This window comes from Rhizobium sp. H4 (genome assembly GCF_003013335.1).
GTDB classification, from domain to species: Bacteria; Pseudomonadota; Alphaproteobacteria; order Rhizobiales; family Rhizobiaceae; genus Rhizobium; species Rhizobium sophoriradicis.
In genome coordinates this window covers 157,045-182,829 of the sequence record NZ_PSOW01000010.1, presented here as the reverse complement: position 1 = coordinate 182,829, position 25,785 = coordinate 157,045, and the positions used below count along the sequence as shown (strand labels likewise).

At 62.3% G+C, this 25,785-nt stretch carries 33 protein-coding genes; 17 read left to right on the top strand and 16 right to left on the bottom strand.

Features of this window, described 5'->3' with window-relative positions; all coding sequences use genetic code 11:
* Nucleotides 1-103: 103 nt before the first annotated feature.
* Nucleotides 104-409, top strand: coding sequence for a hypothetical protein (locus C4N04_RS17390; protein WP_077989903.1), 306 nt, complete (start codon nt 104-106; stop codon nt 407-409).
* Between the two features lie 13 nt (nt 410-422).
* Here the strand turns inward: C4N04_RS17390 and C4N04_RS17385 are convergent, their stop codons facing one another.
* Complete coding sequence (locus C4N04_RS17385; protein ID WP_106796605.1) at nt 423-1,373, bottom strand: endonuclease/exonuclease/phosphatase family protein; 951 nt, start codon at nt 1,371-1,373, stop codon at nt 423-425.
* Nucleotides 1,374-1,646: 273 nt separating this feature from the next.
* On the opposite strand from C4N04_RS17385, the gene C4N04_RS17380 reads away from it, so the two are divergent.
* Nucleotides 1,647-2,663 (top strand): NAD-dependent epimerase/dehydratase family protein, encoded by a 1,017-nt coding sequence (locus tag C4N04_RS17380; RefSeq protein ID WP_106796604.1) that lies wholly within the window; start codon nt 1,647-1,649, stop codon nt 2,661-2,663.
* Nucleotides 2,664-2,693: 30 nt separating this feature from the next.
* On the opposite strand, the gene C4N04_RS17375 is transcribed toward C4N04_RS17380, so the two are convergent.
* Nucleotides 2,694-3,008 (bottom strand): hypothetical protein, encoded by a 315-nt coding sequence (locus tag C4N04_RS17375; RefSeq protein ID WP_106796603.1) that lies wholly within the window; start codon nt 3,006-3,008, stop codon nt 2,694-2,696.
* Nucleotides 3,009-3,819: 811 nt separating this feature from the next.
* Here C4N04_RS17375 and C4N04_RS17370 point away from each other — a divergent pair.
* The 6 genes from C4N04_RS17370 (at nt 3,820) to C4N04_RS17345 (ending at nt 10,027) form a co-directional block, all read left to right on the top strand.
* The gene (locus tag C4N04_RS17370; RefSeq protein WP_077990095.1) at nt 3,820-4,524 is read left to right on the top strand and encodes a CerR family C-terminal domain-containing protein; all 705 of its coding nucleotides are present in this window, start codon (nt 3,820-3,822) and stop codon (nt 4,522-4,524) included.
* Nucleotides 4,521-5,534 carry a secretion protein HlyD gene (gene hlyD / locus C4N04_RS17365; protein WP_077990094.1) on the top strand — a complete coding sequence of 338 codons (1,014 nt, stop codon included), beginning with the start codon at nt 4,521-4,523 and terminating at the stop codon, nt 5,532-5,534. Before C4N04_RS17370 ends, hlyD begins: the two co-directional genes overlap by 4 nt.
* Nucleotides 5,531-7,276 (top strand): ATP-binding cassette domain-containing protein, encoded by a 1,746-nt coding sequence (locus tag C4N04_RS17360; RefSeq protein WP_106796602.1) that lies wholly within the window; start codon nt 5,531-5,533, stop codon nt 7,274-7,276. The genes hlyD and C4N04_RS17360 overlap by 4 nt, the downstream gene beginning before the upstream one ends.
* Nucleotides 7,273-8,400 (top strand): ABC transporter permease, encoded by a 1,128-nt coding sequence (locus C4N04_RS17355; RefSeq protein WP_096762234.1) that lies wholly within the window; start codon nt 7,273-7,275, stop codon nt 8,398-8,400. Before C4N04_RS17360 ends, C4N04_RS17355 begins: the two co-directional genes overlap by 4 nt.
* A 1-nt stretch (nt 8,401) precedes the next feature.
* Nucleotides 8,402-9,514 carry an ABC transporter permease gene (locus C4N04_RS17350; RefSeq protein WP_077990091.1) on the top strand — a complete coding sequence of 371 codons (1,113 nt, stop codon included), beginning with the start codon at nt 8,402-8,404 and terminating at the stop codon, nt 9,512-9,514.
* A 117-nt stretch (nt 9,515-9,631) separates the two neighbouring features.
* Complete coding sequence (locus C4N04_RS17345; protein WP_106796601.1) at nt 9,632-10,027, top strand: DUF1236 domain-containing protein; 396 nt, start codon at nt 9,632-9,634, stop codon at nt 10,025-10,027.
* Here C4N04_RS17345 and C4N04_RS17340 read toward each other — a convergent pair.
* The 7 genes from C4N04_RS17340 to C4N04_RS17310 all read right to left on the bottom strand — a co-directional run bounded on the left by C4N04_RS17340 (nt 9,973) and on the right by C4N04_RS17310 (nt 15,390).
* Nucleotides 9,973-10,239, bottom strand: coding sequence for a hypothetical protein (locus tag C4N04_RS17340; protein ID WP_245425597.1), 267 nt, complete (start codon nt 10,237-10,239; stop codon nt 9,973-9,975). The two genes, C4N04_RS17345 and C4N04_RS17340, sit on opposite strands and share 55 nt — an antisense overlap.
* Before the next feature lie 98 nt (nt 10,240-10,337).
* A complete protein-coding gene (locus C4N04_RS17335; RefSeq protein WP_077990090.1) occupies nt 10,338-11,861 on the bottom strand; it encodes a tetratricopeptide repeat protein in 1,524 nt (507 codons plus the stop codon).
* A gap of 105 nt (nt 11,862-11,966) precedes the next feature.
* The gene (locus C4N04_RS17330; protein WP_077990089.1) at nt 11,967-12,398 is read right to left on the bottom strand and encodes an EamA family transporter; all 432 of its coding nucleotides are present in this window, start codon (nt 12,396-12,398) and stop codon (nt 11,967-11,969) included.
* A 40-nt stretch (nt 12,399-12,438) separates the two neighbouring features.
* Nucleotides 12,439-13,482: a Gfo/Idh/MocA family oxidoreductase gene (locus tag C4N04_RS17325; RefSeq protein ID WP_038690767.1), complete on the bottom strand. Its 1,044-nt coding sequence runs from the start codon at nt 13,480-13,482 to the stop codon at nt 12,439-12,441.
* A gap of 9 nt (nt 13,483-13,491) precedes the next feature.
* Complete coding sequence (locus C4N04_RS17320) at nt 13,492-14,277, bottom strand: ThuA domain-containing protein (RefSeq protein ID WP_106796600.1); 786 nt, start codon at nt 14,275-14,277, stop codon at nt 13,492-13,494.
* 189 nt (nt 14,278-14,466) lie between these two features.
* Nucleotides 14,467-14,808 carry an SMR family transporter gene (locus C4N04_RS17315; protein ID WP_096768889.1) on the bottom strand — a complete coding sequence of 114 codons (342 nt, stop codon included), beginning with the start codon at nt 14,806-14,808 and terminating at the stop codon, nt 14,467-14,469.
* 18 nt (nt 14,809-14,826) lie between these two features.
* Entirely contained in the window at nt 14,827-15,390 is a 564-nt protein-coding gene (locus tag C4N04_RS17310) for a TetR/AcrR family transcriptional regulator (RefSeq protein WP_106796599.1), read from the bottom strand.
* 166 nt (nt 15,391-15,556) lie between these two features.
* Between C4N04_RS17310 and C4N04_RS17305 the strand changes: the two genes are divergently transcribed.
* Both C4N04_RS17305 and C4N04_RS17300 read left to right on the top strand, forming a co-directional pair.
* Entirely contained in the window at nt 15,557-15,952 is a 396-nt protein-coding gene (locus C4N04_RS17305) for a group II truncated hemoglobin (protein WP_106796598.1), read from the top strand.
* Complete coding sequence (locus tag C4N04_RS17300) at nt 15,949-16,320, top strand: DUF423 domain-containing protein (RefSeq protein ID WP_009994468.1); 372 nt, start codon at nt 15,949-15,951, stop codon at nt 16,318-16,320. The genes C4N04_RS17305 and C4N04_RS17300 overlap by 4 nt, the downstream gene beginning before the upstream one ends.
* A gap of 207 nt (nt 16,321-16,527) precedes the next feature.
* On the opposite strand, the gene C4N04_RS17295 is transcribed toward C4N04_RS17300, so the two are convergent.
* The 5 genes from C4N04_RS17295 to C4N04_RS17275 all read right to left on the bottom strand — a co-directional run bounded on the left by C4N04_RS17295 (nt 16,528) and on the right by C4N04_RS17275 (nt 19,415).
* Nucleotides 16,528-16,842, bottom strand: a complete 315-nt coding sequence (locus C4N04_RS17295) for an antibiotic biosynthesis monooxygenase (RefSeq protein WP_096771450.1) — start codon at nt 16,840-16,842, stop codon at nt 16,528-16,530.
* Nucleotides 16,843-16,851: 9 nt separating this feature from the next.
* Nucleotides 16,852-17,124, bottom strand: a complete 273-nt coding sequence (locus tag C4N04_RS17290) for a hypothetical protein (RefSeq protein WP_009990334.1) — start codon at nt 17,122-17,124, stop codon at nt 16,852-16,854.
* Nucleotides 17,121-17,528 (bottom strand): DUF2325 domain-containing protein, encoded by a 408-nt coding sequence (locus tag C4N04_RS17285; protein ID WP_039621588.1) that lies wholly within the window; start codon nt 17,526-17,528, stop codon nt 17,121-17,123. The genes C4N04_RS17290 and C4N04_RS17285 overlap by 4 nt, the downstream gene beginning before the upstream one ends.
* Nucleotides 17,529-17,636: 108 nt before the next feature.
* Complete coding sequence (locus C4N04_RS17280; protein WP_106796597.1) at nt 17,637-18,932, bottom strand: energy transducer TonB; 1,296 nt, start codon at nt 18,930-18,932, stop codon at nt 17,637-17,639.
* Nucleotides 18,933-18,989: 57 nt separating this feature from the next.
* Nucleotides 18,990-19,415, bottom strand: a complete 426-nt coding sequence (locus tag C4N04_RS17275) for a hypothetical protein (RefSeq protein WP_106796596.1) — start codon at nt 19,413-19,415, stop codon at nt 18,990-18,992.
* Between the two features lie 176 nt (nt 19,416-19,591).
* On the opposite strand from C4N04_RS17275, the gene C4N04_RS17270 reads away from it, so the two are divergent.
* The 7 genes from C4N04_RS17270 (at nt 19,592) to C4N04_RS17240 (ending at nt 24,620) form a co-directional block, all read left to right on the top strand.
* Nucleotides 19,592-19,774, top strand: coding sequence for a hemin uptake protein HemP (locus C4N04_RS17270; RefSeq protein ID WP_106796595.1), 183 nt, complete (start codon nt 19,592-19,594; stop codon nt 19,772-19,774).
* 20 nt (nt 19,775-19,794) lie between these two features.
* Nucleotides 19,795-20,844, top strand: coding sequence for a ChuX/HutX family heme-like substrate-binding protein (locus C4N04_RS17265; RefSeq protein WP_106796594.1), 1,050 nt, complete (start codon nt 19,795-19,797; stop codon nt 20,842-20,844).
* Nucleotides 20,845-20,855: 11 nt separating this feature from the next.
* The gene (locus C4N04_RS17260; protein WP_106796622.1) at nt 20,856-21,785 is read left to right on the top strand and encodes an ABC transporter substrate-binding protein; all 930 of its coding nucleotides are present in this window, start codon (nt 20,856-20,858) and stop codon (nt 21,783-21,785) included.
* A gap of 2 nt (nt 21,786-21,787) precedes the next feature.
* Nucleotides 21,788-22,900: an iron ABC transporter permease gene (locus C4N04_RS17255; RefSeq protein ID WP_086156347.1), complete on the top strand. Its 1,113-nt coding sequence runs from the start codon at nt 21,788-21,790 to the stop codon at nt 22,898-22,900.
* Nucleotides 22,901-22,923: 23 nt separating this feature from the next.
* Nucleotides 22,924-23,718, top strand: coding sequence for a heme ABC transporter ATP-binding protein (locus C4N04_RS17250; RefSeq protein WP_077990098.1), 795 nt, complete (start codon nt 22,924-22,926; stop codon nt 23,716-23,718).
* 149 nt (nt 23,719-23,867) lie between these two features.
* Entirely contained in the window at nt 23,868-24,212 is a 345-nt protein-coding gene (locus tag C4N04_RS17245; protein ID WP_038690785.1) for a DUF883 family protein, read from the top strand.
* 9 nt (nt 24,213-24,221) lie between these two features.
* On the top strand, nt 24,222-24,620 hold the full coding sequence (locus tag C4N04_RS17240; RefSeq protein ID WP_096763764.1) for a hypothetical protein: 399 nt from the start codon (nt 24,222-24,224) through the stop codon (nt 24,618-24,620).
* A 286-nt stretch (nt 24,621-24,906) separates the two neighbouring features.
* On the opposite strand, the gene C4N04_RS17235 is transcribed toward C4N04_RS17240, so the two are convergent.
* Both C4N04_RS17235 and C4N04_RS17230 read right to left on the bottom strand, forming a co-directional pair.
* The gene (locus C4N04_RS17235; RefSeq protein WP_004677121.1) at nt 24,907-25,464 is read right to left on the bottom strand and encodes an RNA polymerase sigma factor; all 558 of its coding nucleotides are present in this window, start codon (nt 25,462-25,464) and stop codon (nt 24,907-24,909) included.
* A 10-nt stretch (nt 25,465-25,474) separates the two neighbouring features.
* Nucleotides 25,475-25,681: a NepR family anti-sigma factor gene (locus C4N04_RS17230; RefSeq protein ID WP_038690788.1), complete on the bottom strand. Its 207-nt coding sequence runs from the start codon at nt 25,679-25,681 to the stop codon at nt 25,475-25,477.
* Nucleotides 25,682-25,785 lie beyond the last annotated feature (104 nt).

Below are 25,785 nucleotides of genomic sequence, written 5' to 3'. Positions count from 1 at the left end.
CAACTCGCCGCCGGTTCCGTCCCGATCAGCATTGCTGTTGAATTTTCTCTCGGGATTCTCGTAGAATGAGGACGCCGACCGACATGACCGGAGATATCCCCTGATGCGTATCCTGCCCGCCCTCGCCGGATTTCTTTCACTCATGCTGCCGGTCATGGCGTTCGCCCAGACAGCGAATATGCGCGTTGCAAGCGAGGCCGAAATTCGCCAGCACCTGCCCGGCACGGCGGAGCTGAAAGAAAGCAGCAACGGCTACGAATATCGCGAGGGCAACGAGAATGGCTACAAGATAGAAAACGGCCAGGTCTGCGTTCTGTTTCCCAATAAGTCGAAGGATTGCGTCAGCGTGAAAACCGATGGCAAGACCTTCCAGATGATCGACCGGAAAGGCGGCCGAACGCGATTCTGACTTGCCGCATGCGTCACCTCACCGGTGACGTTTCATGGTCGAGAGCGAATTCGGCGATCAGACCGGAATGGTTTGAGCCGAGATTGTCGTCGATACGTTTGAGCGAGATCAGCCGAAGCGGCGCCCGCGCGAATATGTGGTCGATGGCGATCCCGAAGGCACCTGCTGCGATCGGCCATGTTGCCGGTTCAGGTGCAAGCGTCTTCAGTTTCTGTTCGCGGAGAAGACCCTGGATGCTGGGCGCGATGGCCGACGAATTGAAGTCGCCGGACAGCACCAGAGGGCCGGAAATCGAACCGAGCGCCTTGCCGAGGTCATCCAGTTCGCCCATCTGGTAGTCGTCGTAATAGGGTTTCGACAGATGCGCCGACACGAGATTGATGGCTTGGCCGCCGAAGTCGACGCTTGATACCACCAACCTGTCTTTCCTGAGACTGCCAATACTTGCGACCTGCCGCATCACGAACGGCCGTTTGGACAGGACCAGCGTATCACAGCTATCTTTGCCGTTGTCGCAGCCGATATGGTAGGGATAGGCCTTGAACAATCGCTGCAGATGAAATGTCAGCGGCTTGGCTTCCAGCAAATTGACGACATCGGCGTTCGAAGCGATCACCATGTCGGCAAGGGCCGTCGAGTTTTTCCAATTGTCGATGGCGATGTTGAACGACATCAGACGGAAAAGCGGCGCGGCACCCGACCGCTGGTCATCCTGTGCAAATTCGCGCAGCATGGCGAAACCGTGAGCGGTGAGAAAAAGCGAGGCGAGCAGAAGAACCAGGCCGTAGATCTGCCTCTTGACTGCTAGGATGACGAGACTGGCGGCAACAAAGATGACGCCGAGATGAATCTGAAAGCTGTAGACAAAGGACAACAGCCAGAAGTTCGTGACATAGCGCAGCGACACGATCGCAATGGCAAGGGTCAGAAATCCGCAGAGAATCCAATAGATTACATCTCGCATCGATCCTGATTCCGCTTGCCGACGACTGGGCGGGCATAACATGCAGGCCGGCATGTTGCAATGCAGCATGACAATCGGACGCTCATCCCGGCAGATGAGCAATATCGATGGCATCCGCCAAGTAGACTGCGCCGACGCCTGTGAAACCCGCATGGGTGCCGCAGTCTTCTCCCTCAAAGACCTATCGACTCGGCCTCTTCTTATCTTGTAAGGGGGGTCACGTGATACGGAATCGGCTCTTTGCCATCGGCAGGGGGCCAAGAAAAGGTGGGAATGCGCTACTTCATTACAGGGACGGCCGGTTTCATCGGTTTTCATCTGGCCAGGCGCCTGCTGCAGGAGGGGCACAAGGTAACGGGCTTCGACGGCCTCACTCCCTATTACAACGTCAAGCTCAAGGAGATGCGCCATGCGGCCCTCTCCCAGTTCCCGGCCTTCAAACCGGTCATCGCAATGCTCGAGGACCGGCCGGCGCTAGAGGCGGCTGTCCTCACGGCCAAGCCGGACATCCTGATCCACCTCGCCGCACAGGCCGGCGTCCGCTACAGCCTGGAAAATCCCGAAGCCTATCTACATTCGAACGTCGAAGGCTCGTGGAACATCATGGAAATCGCCCGGCGGGTCGAAGTCCGCCATCTGATGCTGGCCTCGACATCATCGATCTATGGCGCCAACGCGACCGTCCCCTTCCGCGAGACCGATCGCGCCGACGAGCCGCTGACCATTTACGCCGCGACGAAAAAATCGATGGAGCTGATGGCGCACAGCTATGCCCATCTTCACAAGATTCCGACGACGGCCTTCCGCTTCTTCACCGTCTACGGCCCATGGGGCCGGCCCGATATGGCACTGTTCAAATTCGCCAAGAACATGCTCGAGGGCCAGCCGATCGAGATCTACGGCGAAGGCAATATGAGCCGTGATTTCACCTATATCGATGACCTCGTCGAAGCGATCGTCAGATTGTCGGCAATTGCGCCCCGCGAGGAAAATCGCCTCAACGACGCGGCGGTCGAAACGCTTTCGCGCCAGGCGCCCTTCCGCGTCGTCAATATCGGCGGTGGCCAGCCGGTCAGCCTGATGGATTTCGTCGAGACGGTAGAAAAGGCACTCGGCCAGCCTGCCATTCGCCAGATGCTGGCGATGCAGAAGGGCGATGTGCCGCGCACCTTCGCCGCCCCCGATCTGCTTGTCGCGCTGACGGGCTACAAACCGGCAACGACCTTGGACGTCGGCGTCAAGGCTTTCGTCGAATGGTATCTCGATGTGCGCGGCCAACTCGACGGCTGACTTAGGTCGCTCTGGAGGATGCGAGGCGCTTTAACGGAGGAGCGCAGCCGCCTGCACCGCCTCTAAAGCCTTCGAAACCATATAGTCGACGACGACCGTCAGGTTCTGTGCATAGGTTTTGAGTTGGTAACCTTCGCCTTCGACCGCCGCCGGACTGCGCAGAACGAAGGGTACACCCGGCCGTACGAATCCGGCGCGCGTCGTCCGCGGAACCTCGGGCGCGTAGCCGATGGCGGAGGTGTACATCAGGTCGCGTGCGAGGCTGGCGGGGCCGACGGCGAAGGCCGGCCCGGCAGCGGCATTGACGGTCAAAGTCAAGGCGATGGCGGCAAGTGTTCTATGCATGTCGAGTCCCCATTTGTGGATCGGCGGGCTTTCGCTCCGTTCGGTTCCAAACGATCGACGCGTCTGTCCACGCCTCGGCCGCTTTCATGAGACCACTCTACACGCCAGGATTTGCAGTGCTTTTAAGCTGATCGGTCAAATTTTACGAAATTTGACTTTCTCCGGCTTTCCAGGATTTGAGGACCGCACAGCGCCCCGCACCCATGGCGAGCGCCTCCGCCGGCCGATACGCCGCGACCAACACGCAATGCCAATGATGTGAACGCTGGCCCGCAGTCTACAGAATGCGATCCAGCTTCTTGTTGATGTGCAAATTGGGCATCAATCCCGCACTCTGGGCAGCATGATAGGACTCTCGCGCCGCGTCGAACGAGATCGACCACATAATGGCGCTCAGCAGGAGCGCGATAATATAGATTTGGATACGCATCGCATTTGGCGATACGGAAGGAGCAAGGCAGTTTTGTGTCAAAAAATGAGCGTATAACGAGAAAAACGGCGGGATAGTCATTCCGCGGCGGACGACCCCAGACATACTAGTGTCGAAATTAGCGATGCCACAGCGCTACTGTTAGCAGCCACCCCAAGCTCCCTGAGAGGTCCGTTTGCACGGGCTTCATTGCTTTTCCCTGCCGGCACATCTTTGCCGATCTGAAAATCTCGACTGGCTCGAGCAGGAAAGCTCGGTCTGCCCCGCAACCTCCCCGTCCTTTACCACCGCCTCCCAGGATCCGTTCCCTCTCCCGTCAAAACGCATCCCGATATATATCATTCGATTGACTGATTTTTACGTTGGTGCTATAAATTCGTCATGACCCAGAACAACGATACCCAAAACCCACCAACCTCCGCCCGCGCCGAGATCGCGCGCCAGAAGATGCTAACGGCCGCTCTCGACGTATTCGGGCGCTACGGCTTCGATGGTGCTTCGACCCGCCAGCTGACAGAAGCGGCCGGCGTCAACCTGCAGGCAATCCCCTATTATTTCGGCAGCAAGGAAGGCCTCTACATCGCCACCGCCGAATATCTGATGACGCGGATCGACGCCCATGTCAGCGGCATGCGGGCACGCATCGGTGCGCATCTGATGGCGCTCGACGCGGCCGGCGAACCGCTCGGCGAAGCCCAGGCGCGCGCCTTCCTCACCGAAGTTCTCCAGACCATGGTGACGCTCTTCGTCGCAAAGGAATCCGAACCCTGGGCCCGCTTTCTGATCCGCGAGCAGATGGAGCCGACCGAGGCTTTCAGGCGGGTCTATCAGGGCATGATGAGGCCGATGATCGAGATGGGTCGCCGGCTCGTCGGCGCCATTCTGCGCGAGGATCCGGCGTCCGAACATGTGCGCCTGCGCACCTTCAATCTCGTCGGCAGTATCCTCATCTTCCGCTTCGCCCATGCTTCCGTGCTCGCGCAGATGGAATGGGAGACCTTCGGCCCCGAGCAGGTGGAGATCTTGCGGCGCCTGGCCGCCGAACTGGCCGAAGTCATAGGTCAGCCGAAAGGCGGTGCAGCATGAAACGCATCCTTCCCCTCGCCATCCTTATCCTCGTCGCCGGCGGCGCTGCCGCATGGTGGTACGGTGTACCCGAGAAGCTCGGCTGGCTGCCCGAAGCCCGCCGCGAATTCGTCCTTTACGGCAATGTCGATATCCGCCAGGTCTCGCTCGGCTTTCGCGTCAGCGGCCGCCTCTCCGAGCTCCGCGTCGACGAGGGCGATGTCGTCAAGAGGGATGCGGTCCTGGCGAAGCTCGACGCCGCGCCCTATGAGTTCGCCGTCCGCTCGGGCGAGGCCAATGCCGCAGCCCTTCGCGCAACGCTCGACAAGCTGAAGGCCGGCCCGCGGCCGACCGAAATCGCCCAGGCGCGTGCCGCCTATGACGAGAGCCTCGCCGATCTTGAAAACGCCAACCTCGCCTATGAACGCGCCCGCCAGCTTCGCCCGCAGGGCACGATTTCCGAGGCGAGCCTCGATCAGGCGACCGCTGCAAAGGCAATGGCCGCCGCCCGCTCCCAGTCCGCCAATGAGGCGCTGAAACTGCTTGAGGAAGGCTCGCGCGTCGAGGATATCGCCGCCGCCGACGCCCAGCTGAAGGCCGCCGAGGCAACCCTCGCCTCGGCCCGCACCTCGCTCGCAGATACCGAGCTGCGTGCGCCGAACGATGGCATCATCCTCTCCCGGGTGCGCGAGAACGGCGCGATCGTATCGCCGGCCGATACCGTCTTCGTGCTCTCCCTGACCGAGCCCGTCTGGGTGCGCAGCTACGTCGCCGAGCCCGATCTCGGCCGCATCCATCCCGGCATGAAGGTTTCCGTCGCCTCCGATACGGCGCCGGAAAAGCCCTATGAGGGAACGATCGGCTTCATCTCGCCGGTTGCCGAATTCACCCCGAAATCGGTGGAGACGCCGGAGCTCAGGACCGATCTTGTCTATCGCCTGAGGATCGTCATCGACAAGCCTGGCCCGGATCTGCGCCAGGGCATGCCGGTCACGGTGCGGCTTTCCCAGCCTGCGGCGCGCGGACAATGACCGCCGCAGGGCCCAGGGACGACGACAGGCCATTCGTCCGGATCGATGGCGTCACCAAGCGGTTCGGCGATGCGCCTCCGGCCCTCGACGCCATCTCCGGTGTGATCGGCGGCGGTGCGATCACCGGCCTCGTCGGCCCCGATGGTGCCGGCAAGACGACATTGATCCGCCTGATGACCGGCCTGATGCTGCCGGACACAGGCAGCGTGGAAGTTCTCGGCTTCGACACCAGGAAGAATGCCGCCGGTATCCAAGCGGCGATCGGCTACATGCCGCAGCGCTTCGGCCTCTATGAGGACCTCTCGGTGCTGGAAAACCTCAATCTCTACGCCGATCTGCGCGGCTTGCCGAGGAGCGAACGCGCCGGCGTCTTCGACGAGCTGCTGACGTTCACCGACCTCAAGCGCTTCACCGGCCGGCTCGCCGGCAAGCTTTCCGGCGGCATGAAGCAGAAGCTCGGCCTTGCCTGCGCGCTGCTGAAAAAGCCGCGCCTGCTGCTGCTCGACGAGCCAGGCGTGGGCGTCGACCCGATCTCGCGCCGCGACCTCTGGAAGATGGTCGAGAACCTGACGAAGGAAGGCATCGGCGTGCTCTGGTCGACCGCCTACCTTGATGAGGCGGAGGCCTGCGACCATGTGCTGCTCCTGAACCAGGGAAAGCTGCTCTTCTCGGGAAAACCTCTGGACCTGACCGAACGCGTCGGCGACCGGGTCTTCAGGGTTTCCGGCGTCACGGGACGCCGGCGGCAGGTGCTTGCCGAACTATTACAGGCTGATGGCGTCATCGACGGCGTGATCCAGGGCGAGGCGATCCGCCTGGTGGCAGCCAAGGACAAGAGGCCCGATATCGGCAAGGCCGGTGACGGCGCATCGCTTGCCCCTGCCCCGCCCCGCTTCGAGGATGCCTTCGTCGACATGCTGGGCGGCGGTCCCGGAGGCCGCTCCCGGCTTGCCGAGGCGCAAGAACCGCTGAAGGTCGAGGGCGACCGCCCGGTGATCGAGGCCAGGAGCCTCACCAAACGCTTCGGTGATTTCACCGCCGCCGACGACATCAGCTTCGATATCCGCCGCGGCGAGATCTTCGGCCTGCTCGGCCCGAACGGCGCCGGCAAATCCACCACCTTCAAGATGCTCTGCGGCCTGTTGAAACCGACCGGCGGCGAAGGCCGCGTCGCCGGTTTCGATCTTCGCCGTGATGCCGCGGAGGCCCGCAACCAACTCGGCTACATGGCGCAGAAGTTCTCGCTCTATGGCGATCTCACCGTCATGCAGAACCTCGAATTCTTCGCCGGCGTCTACGGCCTTCGCGGCCAGCGCAGACGCGAACGCATCGCGCTGATGGCTGATATTTTCGATTTCGGCCGCCATGCCCGCGAGGCCGCCAAGGACCTGCCGCTCGGCCTCAAGCAGCGCCTAGCGCTCGCCTGCGCCGTCATGCACGAGCCGCGCGCCCTCTTCCTGGACGAGCCGACCTCCGGCGTCGATCCGATCACACGGCGCGAATTCTGGACCCATATCAATGCGCTCGTCGAAAAAGGCGTCACCGTCCTCGTCACCACCCATTTCATGGATGAGGCCGAATATTGCGACCGCATCTCGCTGATCTATCGCGGCCGTTCAATCGCGCTCGGCTCGCCCGACGAGTTGAAGGCTCGCGTCGCGACCAGCGAGCAGCCGGACCCGACGATGGAGGATGCCTTCATCGCTCTGGTGCAGCAGTCGCAAGCGGAGGACGCGGCATGAGCCCTTCCTCCGGCCGGCTTCGGCGTCTTTTTGCCCTCGTGCGCAAGGAAAGCTTTCAGGCGATCCGCGACCCGAGCAGCATCCTCATCGCCTTCGTGCTGCCGCTGATCCTGCTCTTTCTCTTCGGCTACGGCGTCTCGCTCGATACCAGCCGCACCCGCATCGGCCTGGCGACCGAGGAGATGACGCCGCTGACGCAGGATCTTGCGGCCAGCTTCCGCGCCTCGCGTTATTTCGATGTGGCGATCGGCCGAGACCGGCGCCTGTTCGAGGAAGATCTCGTGATCGGCAAGGTCCGCGGCATCGTCGTCATTCCGGCCGATTTCACCACACGCTATACCGCCGGCAACCACCCCTCCATCCAGGTGATCGTCGACGGTTCCGATCCGAACACGGCCAATTTCGTGCAGAATTATGCGCAGGGTGCCGTTGCCAACTGGGAGCAGCAGCGCCAGGCGGACGTCGCCACCTCCGAAGCCACCATCGCGGTCGAGCAGCGCTTCTGGTTCAATCCGGAGCTGACCAGCCGCAATTTCCTCGTGCCGGGCTCGATCGCCATCGTCATGACGCTGGTCGGCACGCTTCTGACCTCGCTGGTCGTCGCCCGCGAATGGGAGCGCGGCACGATGGAGGCGATGATGGCGACGCCGGTAACCGCCGTCGAGCTGCTCGCCGGCAAGATCCTGCCCTATTTCCTGCTCGGCCTCACCTCGATGACGCTCTGCGTGCTGCTTGCGGTCTTTCTCTTCGGTGTGCCGTTCCGCGGTTCGGTCGCGGCCCTTTACGCCCTTTCGGCCGCCTTTCTGATACCGGCGCTCGGGCAGGGCTTGCTGATCTCGACGGCCACTAAGAACCAGTTCCTCGCCTCGCAGCTGGCGCTGATATCAGCCTTCCTGCCTGCCTTCCTGCTGTCGGGCTTCCTGTTCGAGATCAACTCCATGCCTGAGATCATCCAGTGGATCACCTTCATCGTGCCGGCGCGCTACCTTATCCCCAGCCTGCAGACCGTGTTCCTTGCCGGCGACATCTGGCCGATGTTCACCAAGGCAATCTCCGTCATGCTGACGATCGGCGCCATCATGTTCATGCTCGCCGCGCGTAGCACCCGAAAGAGGATCGGCTGAGATGGGATGGACAAGGCTTTACGCCCTCATCGTCAAGGAACTGCTCGCCGTGCTGCGCGATCCCAAGGGCCGCGCCATCCTCATTGGCCCGCCGATTGTCCAGCTTCTCGTCTTTTCCTATGCCGCCACGCTGGAAGTGCGCAATGTCGACCTCATGATCCTCAACCGCGACAGCGGCCATTGGGGCCAGGAACTGATCGAGCGCATCGACGGGTCGCCGACCTTTCGCAACATCGAATTCGCCGCCGATCAGGGCGAAGTCCGGGTGGCGATCGATAACCAGACGGTGATCGCCGCCGTCGAGATCGGCCCGGATTTTTCGCGCAATATCGAGGCGGGAACACCCGCCGATCTGCAGGTCGTGCTCGACGGCCGCCGCTCCAATGCCTCGCAGATCGTCGCGGGCTACCTCGCGCAGATCGGCGCGACCCTCGCCGCCGAGACGCCGGCGGGCAAGCGCGCCGGCACTGAGATGGTGTCGACGGTGCCCCGCAACTGGTTCAACCCGAACCTCACCTTCCAATGGTTCATGGTGCCGAACCTGATCGCCAGCATCGCGCTGCTGATCGGTCTGATCGTCACGGCCCTGTCGATCGCCCGCGAGCGCGAGCTCGGCACCTTCGACCAGCTGATGGTTTCGCCGCTGCGCATGCACGAGATCCTGATCGGCAAGCTGATCCCGCCGATGATGATCGGCCTGTTCCACATCACCGTCTATATCCTCGCCGCCGTCTTCCTGTTCGAGGTGCCGCTGCGCGGTTCGCTCTTGCTGCTTTACGGCAGCGCGATCTTCTATCTCGGCTCGGTCGCCGGCCTCGGCCTCTTCATTTCGGCACTGTCGATGACGCAGCAGCAGGCAATTCTCGGCGCCTTTCTGTTCATGGTGCCGGCCATGCTGCTTTCCGGCTTCGCAACCCCGATCGAGAACATGCCGGGCTGGCTGCAGCCGATAACCTTCATCAATCCGCTGCGCTATTTCCTGGTGATCGTCAAAGGCGTCTTCCTCAAGGATATCCCCTTGAGCGAGGTGATAAACCAGACGATCCCGCTGGCGCTGATCGCCGCCGTCACGCTCAGCGCCGCCGCGTGGCTCTTTCGCCGGCGGCTGGAATGAGGCGATTTCAGCCACCTCACAGAATGTGAACCGGGCTTCCAAAGCGTGAATCTCCTGCCGGAACATCGGCCAGGCGGCGTCGTTACCCAGACGCAACCCCAGCAAAGGAGAAGCAAAATGTACAAGATTCTACTTGTCTCCGGCGCCCTTGCGCTTTCGTCTTTCGCTACCAACGCTCTTGCTGACGGCGCTGTCACCGGTGCGGCCGGCGGCGCCATCACCGGCGCGATTGTCGGCGGCCCCGTGGGTGCTGCCGTTGGCGGCATAGCCGGCGGTGTCGCCGGCGCTGTCGTCGATCCGCCGCCGCGCGAGGTCGTCACCTACGTCCAGCAGCAGCCTGCCCCGACTGCCCGCGTGGTGGTTGAGGAGCCGATCATCGTCGGCAAGCCGCTCCCGGCCGATGTCGTCGTCACTCCGGTGCCCGATAACCCGAAATACGCCTACACGGTCATCAACAATCAGCGCGTGATCGTCGAACCCCGCACGCACCGCGTCGTGCAGGTCATCGAGTAATCAAGCGGCCGATGCCGCCCCTGCGGCTCGGCAACCTCCGGCCCCGCTTCGGCGGGGCCGCCTTTTGTACGTTTGCGCCAGTGGCCGAAAGGCAGCAACAGGACTACAACGAGCCGCGGCAGCCTGAATCCTGGCGGCAGCGCCTCTATCGGGATCTGTTCGCCGTACAGCTTGCCCTGTTTCAGCGATAGAATAGTCAGGGTTGAAAGCATGTGCCGATCCTTCATCCATCTCGATGGACGAGAGTGGTGCATGCAACGCGGCTGCGTCCTTAAAGGCTCTGCTAAAAGCTGCTAAAACTTCCAAAAACCTATGCGCGCGCCCGCATCCCGGCACGCGCCAGACCGTCCAGAACAGGCGCAAAGCGTCGCGGGTCTTTGGCCGGCTGCCCCGCCAGAATACTCTCCAGCGTAACGTCGGGCGCGATCGCTTCAAGTGCATGCAGGAACTGCCGCGCCTCGTTGATATGGCCGAGATGCGCATGCGCGGCGATCAGCATCCAATAGGTCGGATCGAAATGGGCATTGAGCGCCAGCGAACGCGATGCATAGGAAATTGCCGCCTCGTAATTGCCGCGGGTGAGCTCGGCCATGGCGATGGCGGTCAGCGAAAACCGCGCATCCGGGTCGCGCGGCCCCAGCCTCAAGGCGCGATGGAGGCGCTCGAGCGCCCGATCGATATCGCCGCAATGCAGGGCGGCGGTGCCGGAGCAGGCCGCGACGAAAAGATCGTTGGGATTGGCGGCCGCGGCCGCCTCCAGTACGGCCATGCCGCCTTCATAATCCTTGCCGGCCTGCACCAATGCCATGCCGCAATGGGCCATGACCCGGGGATCGCCGCCGCAGTGCTGGAGACCGCGCCGCGCGAGACTAACGCATTCTGCTACATCGTCCCTTCCAAGCCACGGCCAGCCCATGGCGATGCGATGTTCAAGCGCCCAGGCGGCATGCGACAGGATCATCGGATTTTCCGGCTCGATCGCCAGCGCCTGCTGCAGCAGACCATAGGCGACGGCATTATTTTCCATCGACTCATCGATGATCGCGGCGAGCGCACGCAGATAGAGGTCGTAAACCGCCAGGCTGTTCGGCCGGTCGCGCCGCGATCTCTGGATTTCGGCGACTTCGATCGTCGGTTCGACGGTCGAGGCGACCCGCTCGGTGATATGATCCTGAAAGGCGAACATGCCGCCGATGCCGTCTTCGAAATGATCGGCCCAGAGATTGGCCGCCGTCACGCCGTCGACCAGCTGCACGTTGATGCGCACCTGCGAACCTTCGCGCCGGATGCTGCCTTCGAGCACGTAGCGCACCCCGAGCTGAGCTGCGACCTCCCTGATGTCGATGCTGCGGCCCTTGTAGACGAACGCAGAGTTGCGCGAGACGACCGAAAAGGAACGGAAGCGCGCCAGCGCGGTGATAATGTCAGTCACCACGCCATCGGCGAAGTAATCCTGATCGGCATCGCCGCCGAGATTGACGAAGGGAAGAACCGCCACGGTCGGCGGCTGCGCCGATGCGGCCTCGTCCTGCCGCGGCAGACGATAGCCGACCCTGGGAACGGTGACGATCCAGTCCGTCCCATCGGCCCTTACACCGAGAAGCCTCCGGAGAGCGGCGATCTGGACGGTGAGGTTGCCTTCCTCGACGGCAAGCCCCGGCCAAGCCCGCTCCATCAGATCCGCTTTGGTAACGACCCGTCCCTCGGCTTCCAGCAGCAGACCAAGCAAGGCGGCCGGCCGCGGCCCTGTCGCAACAGGCTTGCCCTCCCGCCACAGGCTTCCTGTCCGGGGATCGTAAAGGAACGGAGCGAAGGAAAGCGTCGAGCTGCCCATGCGGAAGCATAACGCGAAAATTGATCAGATCGAAGTGGCTCGACCAGCTGCGAAGAAAAGTCATCGTCAGAACGGAACCTTACAGCTTTATGCCCTCTCCCAGGTTCAGGCCCGATAGGCGACGAGCACGGCGCCTCCGGCAATCATGATGACGCCGAGCCAGTTCGGCAGCGTCAGGCGTTCTCCGAGGAAAAGCACCGCAAAGACGGACACGAAGACGACGGACAGCTTGTCGATCGGCGCAACACGGGCAGCATCGCCGAGCTTCAGAGCCCGGAAATAGCAAATCCAGGATGCGCCGGTGGCAAGGCCCGAAAGCACCAGGAAGAACCAGCTCCTGCTCGACACCGAGGATGGCTCCTGCCAATTGCCGGTCACATAGATCATCACGCCCGCCGCCAGCAGGATGACGATGGTGCGAATGAAGGAGTCGGAATTCACGTTCTCGACGCCGACCTTGGCGAAAATCGCGGTGAGCGCCGCAAAGCCGGCAGAAAGAAGCGCCCAAAGCGGCCAGCTTGTGAGAAGGCTTTTCATACGGCTTGTCCCTGCCCCTCCGGCTCTTTCTCCAGCAGCATCAGACCTTCAGCTCGCGTCGCTCACGCTCGGTCACCATGGCGAGGTCGAGTACCTTCTGCAGGTTGGCGGCGTGGCGGAAATTGGGATCCGGCTGGATGCCGCTTGCCACCGCCTCGGCGAACCGCTGGTAGTTGGTCGGCACCGGCGTCACCTCGATCTCCCTCCAGGTGGCGGTCTCGGCATCCTCGCCGAGGCAGCCGCGCAATTCGGAACCGCCGGGGCGATGAATGACCTCGAGGCTGCCCTTTTCGCCATAGATGCGCAGCTTCAGCTCGTTCAGATGGCCCGTCGCCCAGCGGCTGGCATGGATGACGCCGAGCGCGCCGTTGGCGAAATCGACCGACATGGTGAAGCTGTCATTGGCGTCGAGCATATATTCGCCGATCTGGCCGCCGGGCGCCTTGTTGAAGGTCTTCAGCCGCGCAAAGACATGGTCGATGTCGGTCGCGGCGCCATAGGCGGCGAAATCGAGGATGTGGATGCCGACATCGCCGAGCACGCCATTCGAGCCGTGGCCGGTGGAAAGCCGCCACAGCCAGGTCGATTCCGTGCGCCAGTCGCCCCAGGCACGCGAGACGAGCCAGCTCTGCAGGTAGGAGGCCTCGACATGCTTGATCGTGCCGAGTTCGCCGGCGAGCACCATCTCACGGGCGCGCTGCAGCGGCGCGACATTGCGATAGGTGAGGTTGACCATGTTGATGACGCCGGCTTTTTCGGCCGCTTCCGTCATCTCCAGCGCCTTCGGATAGTTTTCCGCCAGCGGTTTCTCGCAGAACACATGTTTGCCGGAAGCGATCAGCGCCAGCGTGGTTGGGTGATGGATGCGATCGGGCGTAATGTTCGTCGCCGCATCGAATTCGCCCCAGTCGATCGCCTCGTCCAGCGACAGAAACCGCCTTTCGATGCCGAACTTGTCGGCGAAGGCGGAAAGCCGGTCGGGATCGGTATCGACGGCGCCGACAACAGTCACGCCGTCGATTTTGCTGAAGTGGGTGAGCTGGTTTTTCGCCATCACGCCGGTGCCAAGAACGAGTAGTCGCATGGATGCTCCTCAGCGGTAACCGGCTTCGCCGGCCTGGTGCAATTTCGGGCCGCGTTCGACGATCGGCTCCAGCGCCTTTTCTACAGGCACATTTGGAGCGTCGGTAATACCAGTTAACGCAGCTTGCGGGTTATACGCCCACTTGACGCCGTTGATCAGCACCTTCTGGACGGTGGCGTCGTGATAGGTCGGATAGGTCTCGTGGCCGGGGCGGAAATAGAAGATGTTGCCGGCGCCGCGCCGCCAGGTGAGGCCGGAGCGGAACACTTCCCCACCCTGGAACCAGGAGATGAACACCGTTTCGAGCGGCTCCGGCACCGAGAACTGTTCGCCATACATTTCCTCATTCTCGAGCTCGAAATGCTCGTCTATGCCAGCGGCGATCGGATGGCGTGGGTTGATCGTCCACAGCCTCTCACGCTCGCCGGCCTCTCGCCACTTCAGCGCGCAGGGCGTACCCATCAGCCGCTTGAAGATCTTGGAGAAATGGCCGGAATGCAGCACGAGCAGGCCCATGCCTTCCCAGACGCGCTTGGCGACACGCTCAACAACGATGTCGGAGACCGCACCGTGATCCTTGTGCCCCCACCAGGTCAGCACGTCGGTGTCGGCAAGCCGGGCTTCGCTCAGCCCATGTTCCGGCTCCTGCAGCGTCGCCGTCGTCGCCGAGATGCCGGGATCGGCATTCAGCGCATTGGCGATTGTCGTGTGCATGCCCTCGGGATAGATGCCGCGGACGATCTCATTGGTATTCTCGTGGATGTTTTCACCCCAGACGACGGTGCGAATGGCCATGGTGTGCTCCTGTAGAGTGGAAGTCTCGATAGGCGGGAAAGTGGATCCAAAGCGCTTTGGAGAACGGCGCTGTGTGCGCCTCGCTCTCCACCACGTCCAAGCAACACATAGCCCTTTGTCAGGAATTTGACAAAGGGGAAAATTTCTCTCGTGAAGTGGGAGACGGTTTCATAAAATATCGAAGCAATATCAATGGGAAACGGACTTCGAAAACAGGTTGACGACGACGACGCCGGAGATGATCAACGCGAGGCCGATGATTGCCGGCAGGTCGAGCCGCTGCTTGAAAAAGACAAGGCCGACGGAGGAAATCAGCACGATTCCCAAAGCGCTCCAAATCGCATAGGCGATGCCCACGGGGATGCTTTTCAGGGTCAGCGACAGGCAGTAGAAGGCGGCCGCATAACAGGCGACGACGAGCGCCGTCGGTCCGATGCGGGTGAACTGCTGCGACAGTTGCAGTGCGGTCGTGCCGATGACTTCAAGCACGACGGCTGCAAAAAGCAGCCCGTAAACGGCGGCCTGGCTCATGACGAATTCCTTATCGGATTACTTGCCCGTCAGTTCCACAAGGCGGCCGATGAGATCGCGCCTCAGGGCACCGTCGATATCGTGGCTTTCCAGCGTGTCCGCGAACCAAAGCCCGTCGGCGGCAAACCGCACGATCTGGGCGTCGAGCGAGGAATCAGTGCCGACATATTCCTCCGCCCGCGCCTGCACCCACTGGCGCCAGCGCAGACGCAGCCGAGGTTCGGCAAGCAGCGCGATCGTCACCTGCGTCCAGTTCCTGGAATCATCGGGATGATCCTTGAGGCCGGATACCGCCTTGACATAGGCCCGGGTGAAACGGCCCTGCGGTAGCGGATCACCCCGCATCAGTTCCTCTATATCGGCGTCGAACTTTTCAAGCAGGCTCTCGAACAGGGCGTCGAGCAGCGCATTCTTCGTCGGGAAGTGATGCAGCAGCCCGCCCTTGCTGACGCTGGAGGCGGCGGACACCGCATCGAGTGTGACCGCGGCCATGCCTTCGCTCGCGGCAAGGCGCGCGGCGACATCCAGCAATTGCTGGCGCACGAGGGCCGGTTGTTTCTTTCGGTGATAAGCGTTGGACATATGGGATTAAAGATACCGTCTGGACGGTTTTGTCAAGCAGAATCTGTGGAAACCCTATGGAGCCGGCATTATGCGCGAAATGCCGCGGCAGCTTGATGACGGTTGCGATCATTTTCCGCCCGGTGCATGAAGGTCGGCAGACGGGGAATGCATCTGGGATGGTTTCGTGACGGAGAAGGTCACCACTCTATATCAAGCGATCGGCGGCGATCCCGCCGTGCGGGCGCTGACGCGCCGTTTCTATGAGCTGATGGACAGGCTGCCGGAGGCAAGCAGCGTGCGCGCCGTGCACCCGCCGAGCCTTCAGGAGAGCGAAGAGAAATTCTACGAATATATGAGCGGTTATCTCGGCGGGCCGCCGCTCTATACCGACAAGCGCGGCCATCCGCGGCTGCGCAGCCGCCACTTCGTCGCCGAGATCGGCCCTGTCGAGCGCGACGAATGGTTGCTCTGCTTCCGCCGCGCCCTGGACGAGACGATTGCGACCCAGGCACTGCGCGATCTCATCTGGGCGCCGGTCGAGCGCCTCGCCTACCATATGCAGAACAAGGAACAGCCATGAGCCTGAATGCGCGTCTGGAGCCAGTGCTCTATCTCTTTGCCGGCCTGTTCGGCGTGGCCGGCGTGGCGCTTGCCGCCGTTGCCGCCCATGGCGGCGGGCAAGCCAGTCTCGCGGCATCCGCATCCGCCATGTGCCTGGCGCACGCCCCTGCCCTATTGGCACTGGCTTTCGGCACCACGAGACTCAAAACCGCCTGGCTGGCCGGTTTCCTCATGATCGTCGGCACGCTGCTCTTTGCGGGCGACCTGGTCTCGCTGCGTTTTGCCGGTTCAGGCCTCTTCCCCTATGCCGCCCCGACCGGCGGCTGGGCGATGATGCTTGGCTGGCTGGCGGTTGCGGCAGGTGCGGTGTTGCGCGTTCGGGCGTAGAGTTTGGCAATCGCTGCCGGTTGCTCAAGAGCAAACTAGGAGTCGCATGAAGGTGTGCGTGCAGCCCCCTCATCCGACCCTTCGGGCCACCTTCTCCCCGAGGGGAGAGGGGAAAACGAGCGCTGCGGCACGTCCTTCTACCCTCGGGGAGAAGGTGCCCGAAGGGGCGGATGAGGGGGCTACGAACGCCGAGCTAACTGTCAGCAGCTATATCCCATCGACCACATTGAAGCCCTCAAACACCGGCGGCCCCTTGTACATCGCCTTGCGGTCGCCGGCATTGCGGTGGGCGGCGCGAAAATTCTCAGACTTCGTCCAGTTCTGAAAATCCGCTTCGCTCTTCCAGAGCGTGTGCGAGGAATAGAGCGTATAGCCCTCCTCTTCGTTGGCCTTGCCGCGCAGCAGGCGGAATTCGACGAAGCCGGGCACCTCGGCCAGGCTGGAATCGCGATTGCGCCAGACCGTCTCGAAATCACTCTCGCTCCCGGTTGCGACCTTGAAGCGGTTCATTGCGATATACATGAAATCTCCCTACGCCTTCCGCTTATCCGCCCTTGCCGCAAGCGCGGGAAAGGCGAGAATATTATTGCCGTTTGCCGCCGCCGGGCCAAGTGCTCTCGTCGTCGCTTCTCCGGGCATGCGCGTCTCCCAGGTCGGGAACAGCGTCACATTCTGATAGATCCGCTGGCGTTCGGCATGCTGCTGAAAAAGTTCGTAGAGTTCCGGCACGAGGGCGTCGCCGCTCTGCGCGGCGAGCTTGTGCAGGCCGATCATGGTGAAGCCGTCGGGATGCTGGTCGTTCATCGGGAATTGTCTCGTTCGTTCATCGTCTGCAGCGCACGCTCCAGGCTGGACTTGCTGCCGTTGCGCAGCGGGATGAAGGCCTTGCCGAACTTCTTGCAGCCGGTCTTCACCCGAAGGCAGGCATCGTGGCTGATACAGTCGATCGGGCAGAAGACGCAGTCGACCGAGGGAAGCACGGTATCGATGCGGGACACCGCTTCGCGCAGGCCGCCGTCGTGATGAATGAGCTCTGCGCCGAAATTGCTGCAGATTTGGCGAAGATGCGCCACCTGGCAGTCACGCCCGCCGACATAGAGGAAACTGCGGCCATCCAGTTTGGACCGTCCGGGGGATGCCTGACTTGCGTCCTCGCCCGCGCTGTCGCGGACCTCCCGGTTCGAACCCTTCTTGCCCTTGCGAGCCATTTACCACCCGTTCGCTCGTTGATCGTCACACGATTCCTGCGTGTGCGAACGGACCTTATTAAACTTGATTTTTGGAGTAAAGTATAAAGTTGAATGCGTTTATCATATTTATTGCGAGGTGACCTGAACCTCCTGGGTGAAGCTCCAACTGGTCTTACCCCACTCAGGCGGCAACGGCGGAAACGGCGCAGCGCGGCGTACGCCATCGAGAGCAGCCTTGTCCAAGTCTGGAATACCTGAGCTGTCGGCAACGGAAACTGACGACAGCCTGCCCGTTCCATCAATCGTCAATCTGAGGCGCACGGAAATGGCCTCGCCCATCCTCTTGTATTCGCTAGGCACTCGAATAGCGCGGCGAATACGCTTCTGCACCTTCCCAGGATAATTGGCTACAGCTGCGCTCCCGGCGCCATCGCCCCTGCCGGCTCCCGTTGACATACCGCTAGACTCTGGCGCGTCCTGACCGGTCGCTACGCCTCTCGCCGTGTCTTTGCGATCCGAGCCATTTTTTCCGCCCGTAGGCTCCTCTTTCTTCCGAGACTGCCTTTTTTCATCCGGTTTCGGCTTCTCCACCTTCAACTTCGGTTTCAGCTCCGGCTTTTCCTCAGGCTTCGACGAAACTTCAGCGGCTTCGACGGGCTTCACTTCTTCTGGCAGGACTTCGGTCGGCTGCACTGCAGGCGCCACCTGTTCTGGCGCTGTAGTTGGCATGATATCAGGCACAGGCTGTTCCGGGACCGCCGCTCCCATTGGCTGAGCGACGAAAGTGTCGGCGGGGTTCTGAGACACAAGAATCTCCGGTTCCGCAGCCACAACTGTCTCAGGGGAAATACGCGTCACCTCCTGTGCTGGCTGCATCGCGTCTACAGATTCTACCTCAACGGGTTGAACCGTATCCGGTTTAACTTCCTCGGTGGCAATTTCATCCGGCTTCAATTCCAGCTCGGGATCACCTGCCGAAGTCTGGTCGATATCGTAATCGCCAAACACGATGACGCTCACAGCTTCACCGGCATCTTCGATTACTTCAGTCGGTGGTTTCGGTGCGAACAGGGCAAGAGCGATCGCTAACCCTGCATGAAAGAAGAACGAGCCGACACAAGTCAGCGCCACCCGGCGTCGCACCGGCGCCTTCTCGTCTTCCTGCTTTTCCACCGCCGCATCCATCGGCGGCGGCGGAACGGTAGCTGCCGGTACGCTTTCCGGATGGTCGGGGAAGGAGGATATCTGCGCAAAACGAGTGTAGTGGACCACCGTTTCGCCGGCCGGCTGCCGCTGCGCGTTAAGCAGTTCGGGAAGCTCGTGGCCGGGATGCATGCCGGGCGTGTTGTCGTTCAGGCTGCCGCCGGCGTCCGCCTCCCCGATGAGCACCTGTCTCGATCTGGTTTTCGCTGAAATCGCCATTGTCTACGCCTCGGACAGCCTGAAACATGTCCGCCGGGGTTCATCCCCGGCGTTATCTTAGCCCTCGAAGGGAACGGAAATCTGCGAGCGGGCGACGAGGCCCTTCATGCATTCGCCGGCCGCCGGCCCGTCGCAGACCGGCGTATCGTTGATCAGGATGCGGGTCACGCTCTCGCATTTGACATTCGGCATGTCGAACTGACGCACCCGCTTCTTGCCCTGCGGCAGATCGCGGAAGTCGAGGACGGTGATGCGGTCGACGGCATTCTTGTCGTTGAAGAAGGCGAGTTCGAAGGACACCTTATGGATGGCGGCGGGCAGCTGGTTGAGCGCGACGAAGGTCATCATGCAGCCCTTCTGCGAGGGCGCCAGCGCGTTGAGCTCGACATTGAGAGAGGCTGCCGGCGCCGTCTCCTGTGCCTGGCATACGCTTGCAACCGCCATTACCCAGCCGGCCGCAACGGCCGCAAACCTACCCGTCATAATCTTCTCCGCCATTGTCGCCGGCCGCCGGCAGGCAGCCGCAAATCAGCAATCTCAAAAACTTGACTACGTTAGTCTCCTATTGCGTCTTTAAAAAACTATGAGTAAGAAAGTCAAGTTAATTGTCACCACACCGGGGACCACCGATCCCCGGCTTCACGGAATTGCCAACCGACATGATGGTTGAAAAGCCAGATAGCTTTAAGCATGCGCCGCTGCCCAGCGAGCCGGCGGCGCAACAGCGGATCGTCGATAGCGCGGATCTTTTCCGCGGCACGAACGAGATCGTGATCAAACACGACGGGCTGGTCTACCGCCTGAAGATCACCCGCCAGGGCAAGCTCATTCTTAATAAATAGGGCCAATAAGTAGGTAAGACATGACTGAACAGAAAAGACCGGCGCCGGCCGAAATCCGTGCGTTTCGCGCCGAAAATTCGAAGATGCGCGAGCGCGATATCGCCGCCCGGCTGAAGATTTCCGAGGCAGCCCTCGTCGCCGCCGAAACCGGTATCAGCGTCACCCGCATCGACGGCAGCGCGCTGAAGCTTCTGGAACGCGTCGCAGGCCTCGGCGAAGTGATGGCGCTGTCGCGCAACGAAAGCGCCGTGCACGAGAAGATCGGCGTCTTCGAAAACATCAAGATGGGCATGCAGAGCGCCATCGTGCTCGGCGAGAACATCGACCTGCGCATTTTCCCCAACCGCTGGGAGCATGGCTTCGCCGTCTCCAAGAGGGATGGCGACCAGGAGCGTCTCAGCCTGCAATATTTCGACAAGGCGGGCAACGCCGTGCACAAGGTGCATCTGCGACCGAATTCGAATGTCGAGGCCTATCACGCGATCGTCGCCGAATTGAAGCTCGAAGACCAGTCGCAGGAATTCGTCGAGGCGGAGATTTCGAATGCCGCCGATGAGACCGCCGATGTCGACCGCGACGAGTTGCGCGACAACTGGAGCAGGCTCACCGACACGCATGAGTTCTTCGGCATGCTGAAGCGCCTGAAGATCGGCCGCCAGGCGGCCATCCGCAGCGTCGGCGACGACTATGCCTGGAAGCTCGACAACGGCGCGACGGCGGAGATGATGCATGCCTCGGTGAAATCAGGCCTGCCGATCATGTGCTTCGTCGCCAACAACGGCATCGTCCAGATCCATTCCGGCCCGATCGTTAATGTGCAGACCATGGGCCCGTGGATCAATATCATGGACCCGACCTTCCACCTGCATCTGCGCCAGGATCACATCGCCGAGACCTGGGCCGTGCGCAAGCCGACCAAGGACGGCCACGTCACTTCGCTCGAGGCTTACAATGCCGACGGCGAGATGATCATCCAGTTCTTCGGCAAGCGCAAGGAAGGCTCCGACGAACGCGTGGAATGGCGCGAGATCATCGAAAACCTGCCGCGGGCAGCCAGTGTCGCCGCATAAGGATCGCAATGATGACGATGCGTAACAATCTGCGCCGAATCCGCCCCTGGCAACTGGCGCTGACGGCGGCCGTCATGGCGCTGCCGCTGATCCCTTCGGCACCGGCGGTCAAAGGCATCGCCTTTGTCCGCGCCGCTCGCGCCGAGGACAGGAAGCTCGACACGTCGCGCCTGGTTGCGGTCGGCGGCGATATCACCGAGATCGTCTATGCGCTCGGCGAGGAAAGCCGGCTGATCGCCCGCGACACGACGAGCACCTATCCGGAAGCGGCGCTGAAACTGCCCAATGTCGGTTATATGCGCGCGCTCTCGCCCGAAGGCATCCTCGCCATGAACCCGACGGCGATCATCGCCGTCGAGGGTTCGGGCCCGAAGGAGGCGCTGGCCGTGCTGAAGAATGCCAGCGTGCCCTTCGAGACCGTGCCGAGCCCGTTCACGCGCGACGGCATCATCGCCAAGATCGATCGCGTCGGCGCGCTGCTCGGCGTGCCCGACAAGGCGAAGGCGCTTGAAGGAAAGGTCGCGGCCGATCTCGACGCGGCGATCGCCGACGCCGAAAAACGCCCGGAGGCCGAACGCAAGCGCGTTCTCTTCATCCTCAGCGCCCAGAACGGCCGAATCATGGCCTCGGGCACCGGCACGGCGGCCGACGGCATCATCCAGCTTGCCGGCGCCGTCAATGCCGTCGGCGCATTCCCCGGTTATAAGCCGCTGACCGACGAGGCGATCATCGAAGCCAAGCCCGACATCATCCTGATGATGAACCGTGGCGACGGCGCCGGCACCAAGAACGAGGATCTGCTGGCCCAGCCGGCGATCGCGCTGACGCCGGCCGGCGAGAAGAAGGCGATCGTCCGGATGGACGGCATCTACCTGCTCGGCTTCGGCCCGCGCACGGCCGCCGCCGCGCGCGAGCTCAACGCGGCGATCTACGGGGGCTGATCATGGCCCTGCCGCAAGCCATGACGCAACGAGGGCGACGCTTTGCGATGGCAGAGATCGGCGAAACCAGGCGGGCGGGCGACAGAACGCGGCTCGCCGTACTGGCGATCGCGCTGCTTGTCGCCGGCTCCGCCTTCGCGGTGCTGTTTTCGGTGACGACAGGCGCCTCGGATGCCTCGATCCTCGACGTCGTCGGCAACATGACCGGGTCGGAGGCGGCGCTGAGCGCCCGTGACCGGATCATCATCTTCGATATCCGCCTTCCCCGCACGATCCTCGGCTTTCTGATCGGCGCCTCGCTGGCCGTCTCCGGCACGGTGATGCAGGGCCTGTTCCGCAATCCGCTCGCCGATCCGGGCCTTGTCGGCGTCTCCTCCGGCGCAAGCCTCGGCGCGGTCGCCATGATCGTGCTCGGCAGCGGCCTCTCGGCACCGTTCCAGGCGTTCTTCGGCATCTATGCTTTGCCGGTGGCCGCCTTCGGCGGCGGTCTGGTCACGACGCTGCTGCTCTACAGGATCGCCACCCGTCACGGCCAGACCTCGGTGGCGACGATGCTGCTTGCCGGCATCGCGCTCGGCGCGCTCACCCTCGCCCTGACCGGCCTGCTGATCTACGTGGCCAACGACCAGCAGCTGCGCGACCTGACCTTCTGGAGCATGGGCTCGCTTGCCGGCGCCACATGGACGAAGATCGCCGCCGCCGGCCCGATCATCCTGCTGTCCTTCATGGCGCTGCCCTTCATGGCCCGCGGCCTCAATGCCATCACGCTCGGCGAGGCAGCCGCCTTTCATATGGGCGTGCCGGTGCAGCGGCTGAAGAATGTCGCGATCGTCGGCGTCGCCGCGGCGACCGGCGCGTCCGTCGCCGTCAGCGGCGGCATCGGTTTCGTCGGCATCGTCGTGCCGCATATCCTGCGCATGGCGATCGGCCCGGATCACCGTTTCCTGCTGCCGGCCGCAGCCCTTCTCGGCGGATCGCTGCTGATCTTCGCGGACGTGCTGGCGCGCACCCTGGTCGCCCCTGCCGAACTGCCGATCGGCATCATCACCGCGGCGGTCGGCGGCCCCTTCTTCCTGTGGATCCTGCTGAAGCAGCGTTCGCGCCTTGCCCTGTGAGCGATCTTGTGAGTGACGTGCAGATGATCGAAGTGTCCGGCCTTTCCGTGCGCCTTTCCGGCAAATTAATCATCAGCGACGTCGCCTTCACCGCCAAGGCCGGCGAGCTGATGGCGATTGCCGGGCCGAACGGCTCCGGCAAGACGACGACGATGAAAGCGATCTCCGGCGAGCTTGCTTATGGCGGCTCGGTGCGCATCGGCGGCGGCGAGGTGCGAGGACTGAAACCCTGGCAGCTTGCCGCCATTCGCGGCGTGCTGCCGCAGGCAAGTAACATCTCCTTTCCCTTCACCGTGCGCGAGATCGTCCGCATGGGCTTGACCTCGGGCATCAATCTCAGTCCCGACAAGGCCGAGGAGACGGCGGCTGCAGCTCTTGCTTCCGTCGACCTGACTGGCTTCGAAGGCCGTTTCTATCAGGAACTCTCAGGCGGCGAGCAACAGCGTGTGCAGCTTGCCCGCGTGCTTTGCCAGATCGCCGAGCCCGTCGTCGACGGCAAGTCCCGCTGGCTGCTGCTCGACGAGCCGGTCTCCAGCCTCGACATCAGCCATCAGTTGACCATCATGTCGCTCGCCCGCGATTTCTGCGAACGCGGCGGCGGAGTCATCGCCGTCATGCACGACCTCAACCTGACGGCGCTCTTTGCCGACCGAGTCGTGCTGATGAAATCCGGCCGCCTCGCCGCCGCCGGCGGCATCAATGAGGTGTTGACCGATGAGGCCATGCTCTCGGTCTTCGGCTGCGCGCTGCGCATCAATCAGGTGCCCGCCGACGGCACGCCCTTCGTGCTCGCCCACAGCGCCGCTTCCCAGCGCTAACCACCGCGTAGGGCGGAACTTTTGAGCCCCCAGCACGTTGTCGGCAGTGATTTGAGTCTATGCCGGGCGGCCTCATCTATGCAACGAACGGTCGTGACCCCGTGCAAAACAGGCGGGCTTGCGCGCGCCCCAGCCAAATGGAGACAGCCATGACCTATTCCATTTTTCACTCCGGCCGCAGCCGCCGCAACGGCACCTTCCACAATTTCGAATCCGGCATCGAGGAACAGATCGAGGCACTACGCGACGAACTCGCGGAACTGACGCGCCTCGTCGGCAAGAGTTCCCGCCTTCACGGCGATAAAATCCGCGGCCAGGCAAGCGCCGGCTATGACGAACTACTCGCCCGCAGCGAAGATCTCTTACGCGAATTGCAGCATGGTTACGAGCGCGGCGCGACCGAGATGCGCGAGACCGTGCGCAAACATCCACTGGCAACGATTGGCGCCGCAGCCGCCTTCGGCCTGGCCATCGCCTTCCTCGCGCGGCGCTGAGGAAGCGCGATGCTCTCGATCCTCAGCCTGCTGACGGGCGCAAGCGTGCACCGGACCGTCGCGCGCGCCAAGCGCACCAGCATCTTCCTTGCGCTCGCCCTGCTCTTCATTCTCACCGCCTATGCGCTGGCCGTCACTGCCGGCGCCATCTGGCTCGCCGGCATCTACGGCCCGGTCGGCGCCGCCCTCTTCCTGGCCGCCTGCGCGCTGCTGATCGCCGTCATCCTGGTGGTGGTGATGGTGATGATCAACGCCCAGGACAAACGCCGCGCCCGCGAGCGCCGCGCAGCGCTGGAATCGCTGGCAGCCGTTGGGCTCGGCCTCGTCCGGGCCCAGCCGCTCCTGACCGCCGGCGTGCTGGCGGCCATTGTCGCGGCCAATCTGGTGGGGTCGAAGCGGGAGGGTTGAGGAGAAGGAGATGTCCCCGATTCCGAAGAGGTGAAGCATTCACCTCTCCTCCTCATTCCTGTGCCTGTCACAGGAATCCAGCCACGGCGCCGAGATCGTCAGTCCGCGCCGTGATTGAATCATATCGGAATGGCATGAGTCTTTCGCGCCCAAGGACTTGGGCGCGCTGGATTCCTGTGACAAGCACAGGAATGAGGGTGGAGAGGTAATGCCCGAATGACGATCGCTCTCTAAAACGATGCAAAAAGCCGGCGCCGCAACAGGCAGCCGGCCTCTCGATCTCTCCTCAAAACGCAAACGCCTTCGACGTCAGCGGCGCCGATGTGGCATCCGGGCCGAAATCTGCTTCGCCCGAGATCTGCAGCAACTCCTGCAGCCGCTGGCGGGCGCGGTTGACGCGGCTCTTGATGGTGCCGACGGCGCAGCCGCAGATTTCGGCGGCCTCCTCGTAGGAAAAACCCGAGGCGCCGACGAGGATAATCGCTTCGCGCTGGTCAGGCGGCAGCTGGTCGAGGGCCTTCTTGAAATCCTGCAGATCGAGCGCACCATATTGCGAGGGGTGCATCGCCATCGATTCGGTGAACAGGCCGTCGCTATCCTGCACTTCGCGGCCGCTTTTACGCATCTGGCTGTAGAGTTCGTTGCGCAGGATCGTGAAGAGCCAGGCCTTCATATTGGTGCCCATCTCGAAATGATCCTGTTTGGCCCAGGCCTTCATGATGGTGTCTTGAACGAGATCGTCGGCACGATCATGCCTGCCGATCAGAGAAATAGCGAATGCGCGAAGGCTTGGGAGGGCCGCCAGCAGTTCCCGCTTGAAGCTGGGTTGCACTTTATCTTCCATGCGGGCGGTCCTATTCGGCCATCTTGGCGGAAGCCATCATCTCGGCATGGTCGAGCTTTTCGAGAAGATCGAGAAAACGATCCGGGATCGCTTCACCCTGTGCGGCCGCATAAAGCGAGCGCAATTTGACGCCGATCTGATTGTTCGGGTCCAGGATATCGCTTGCCCGCAGCTCCAGCTGTCGCTGATCGGCTGCTTCTTTCTTGCGTGTGGTCATCAATTCGTCTTCTCGCCGGTTGTCTGTTCCAGAGGCGTGCACGGCATAATCACAACTTGAACCCGCGACACCGAGGCTTTCGACTGTCGATGTCGCCGAGTTTG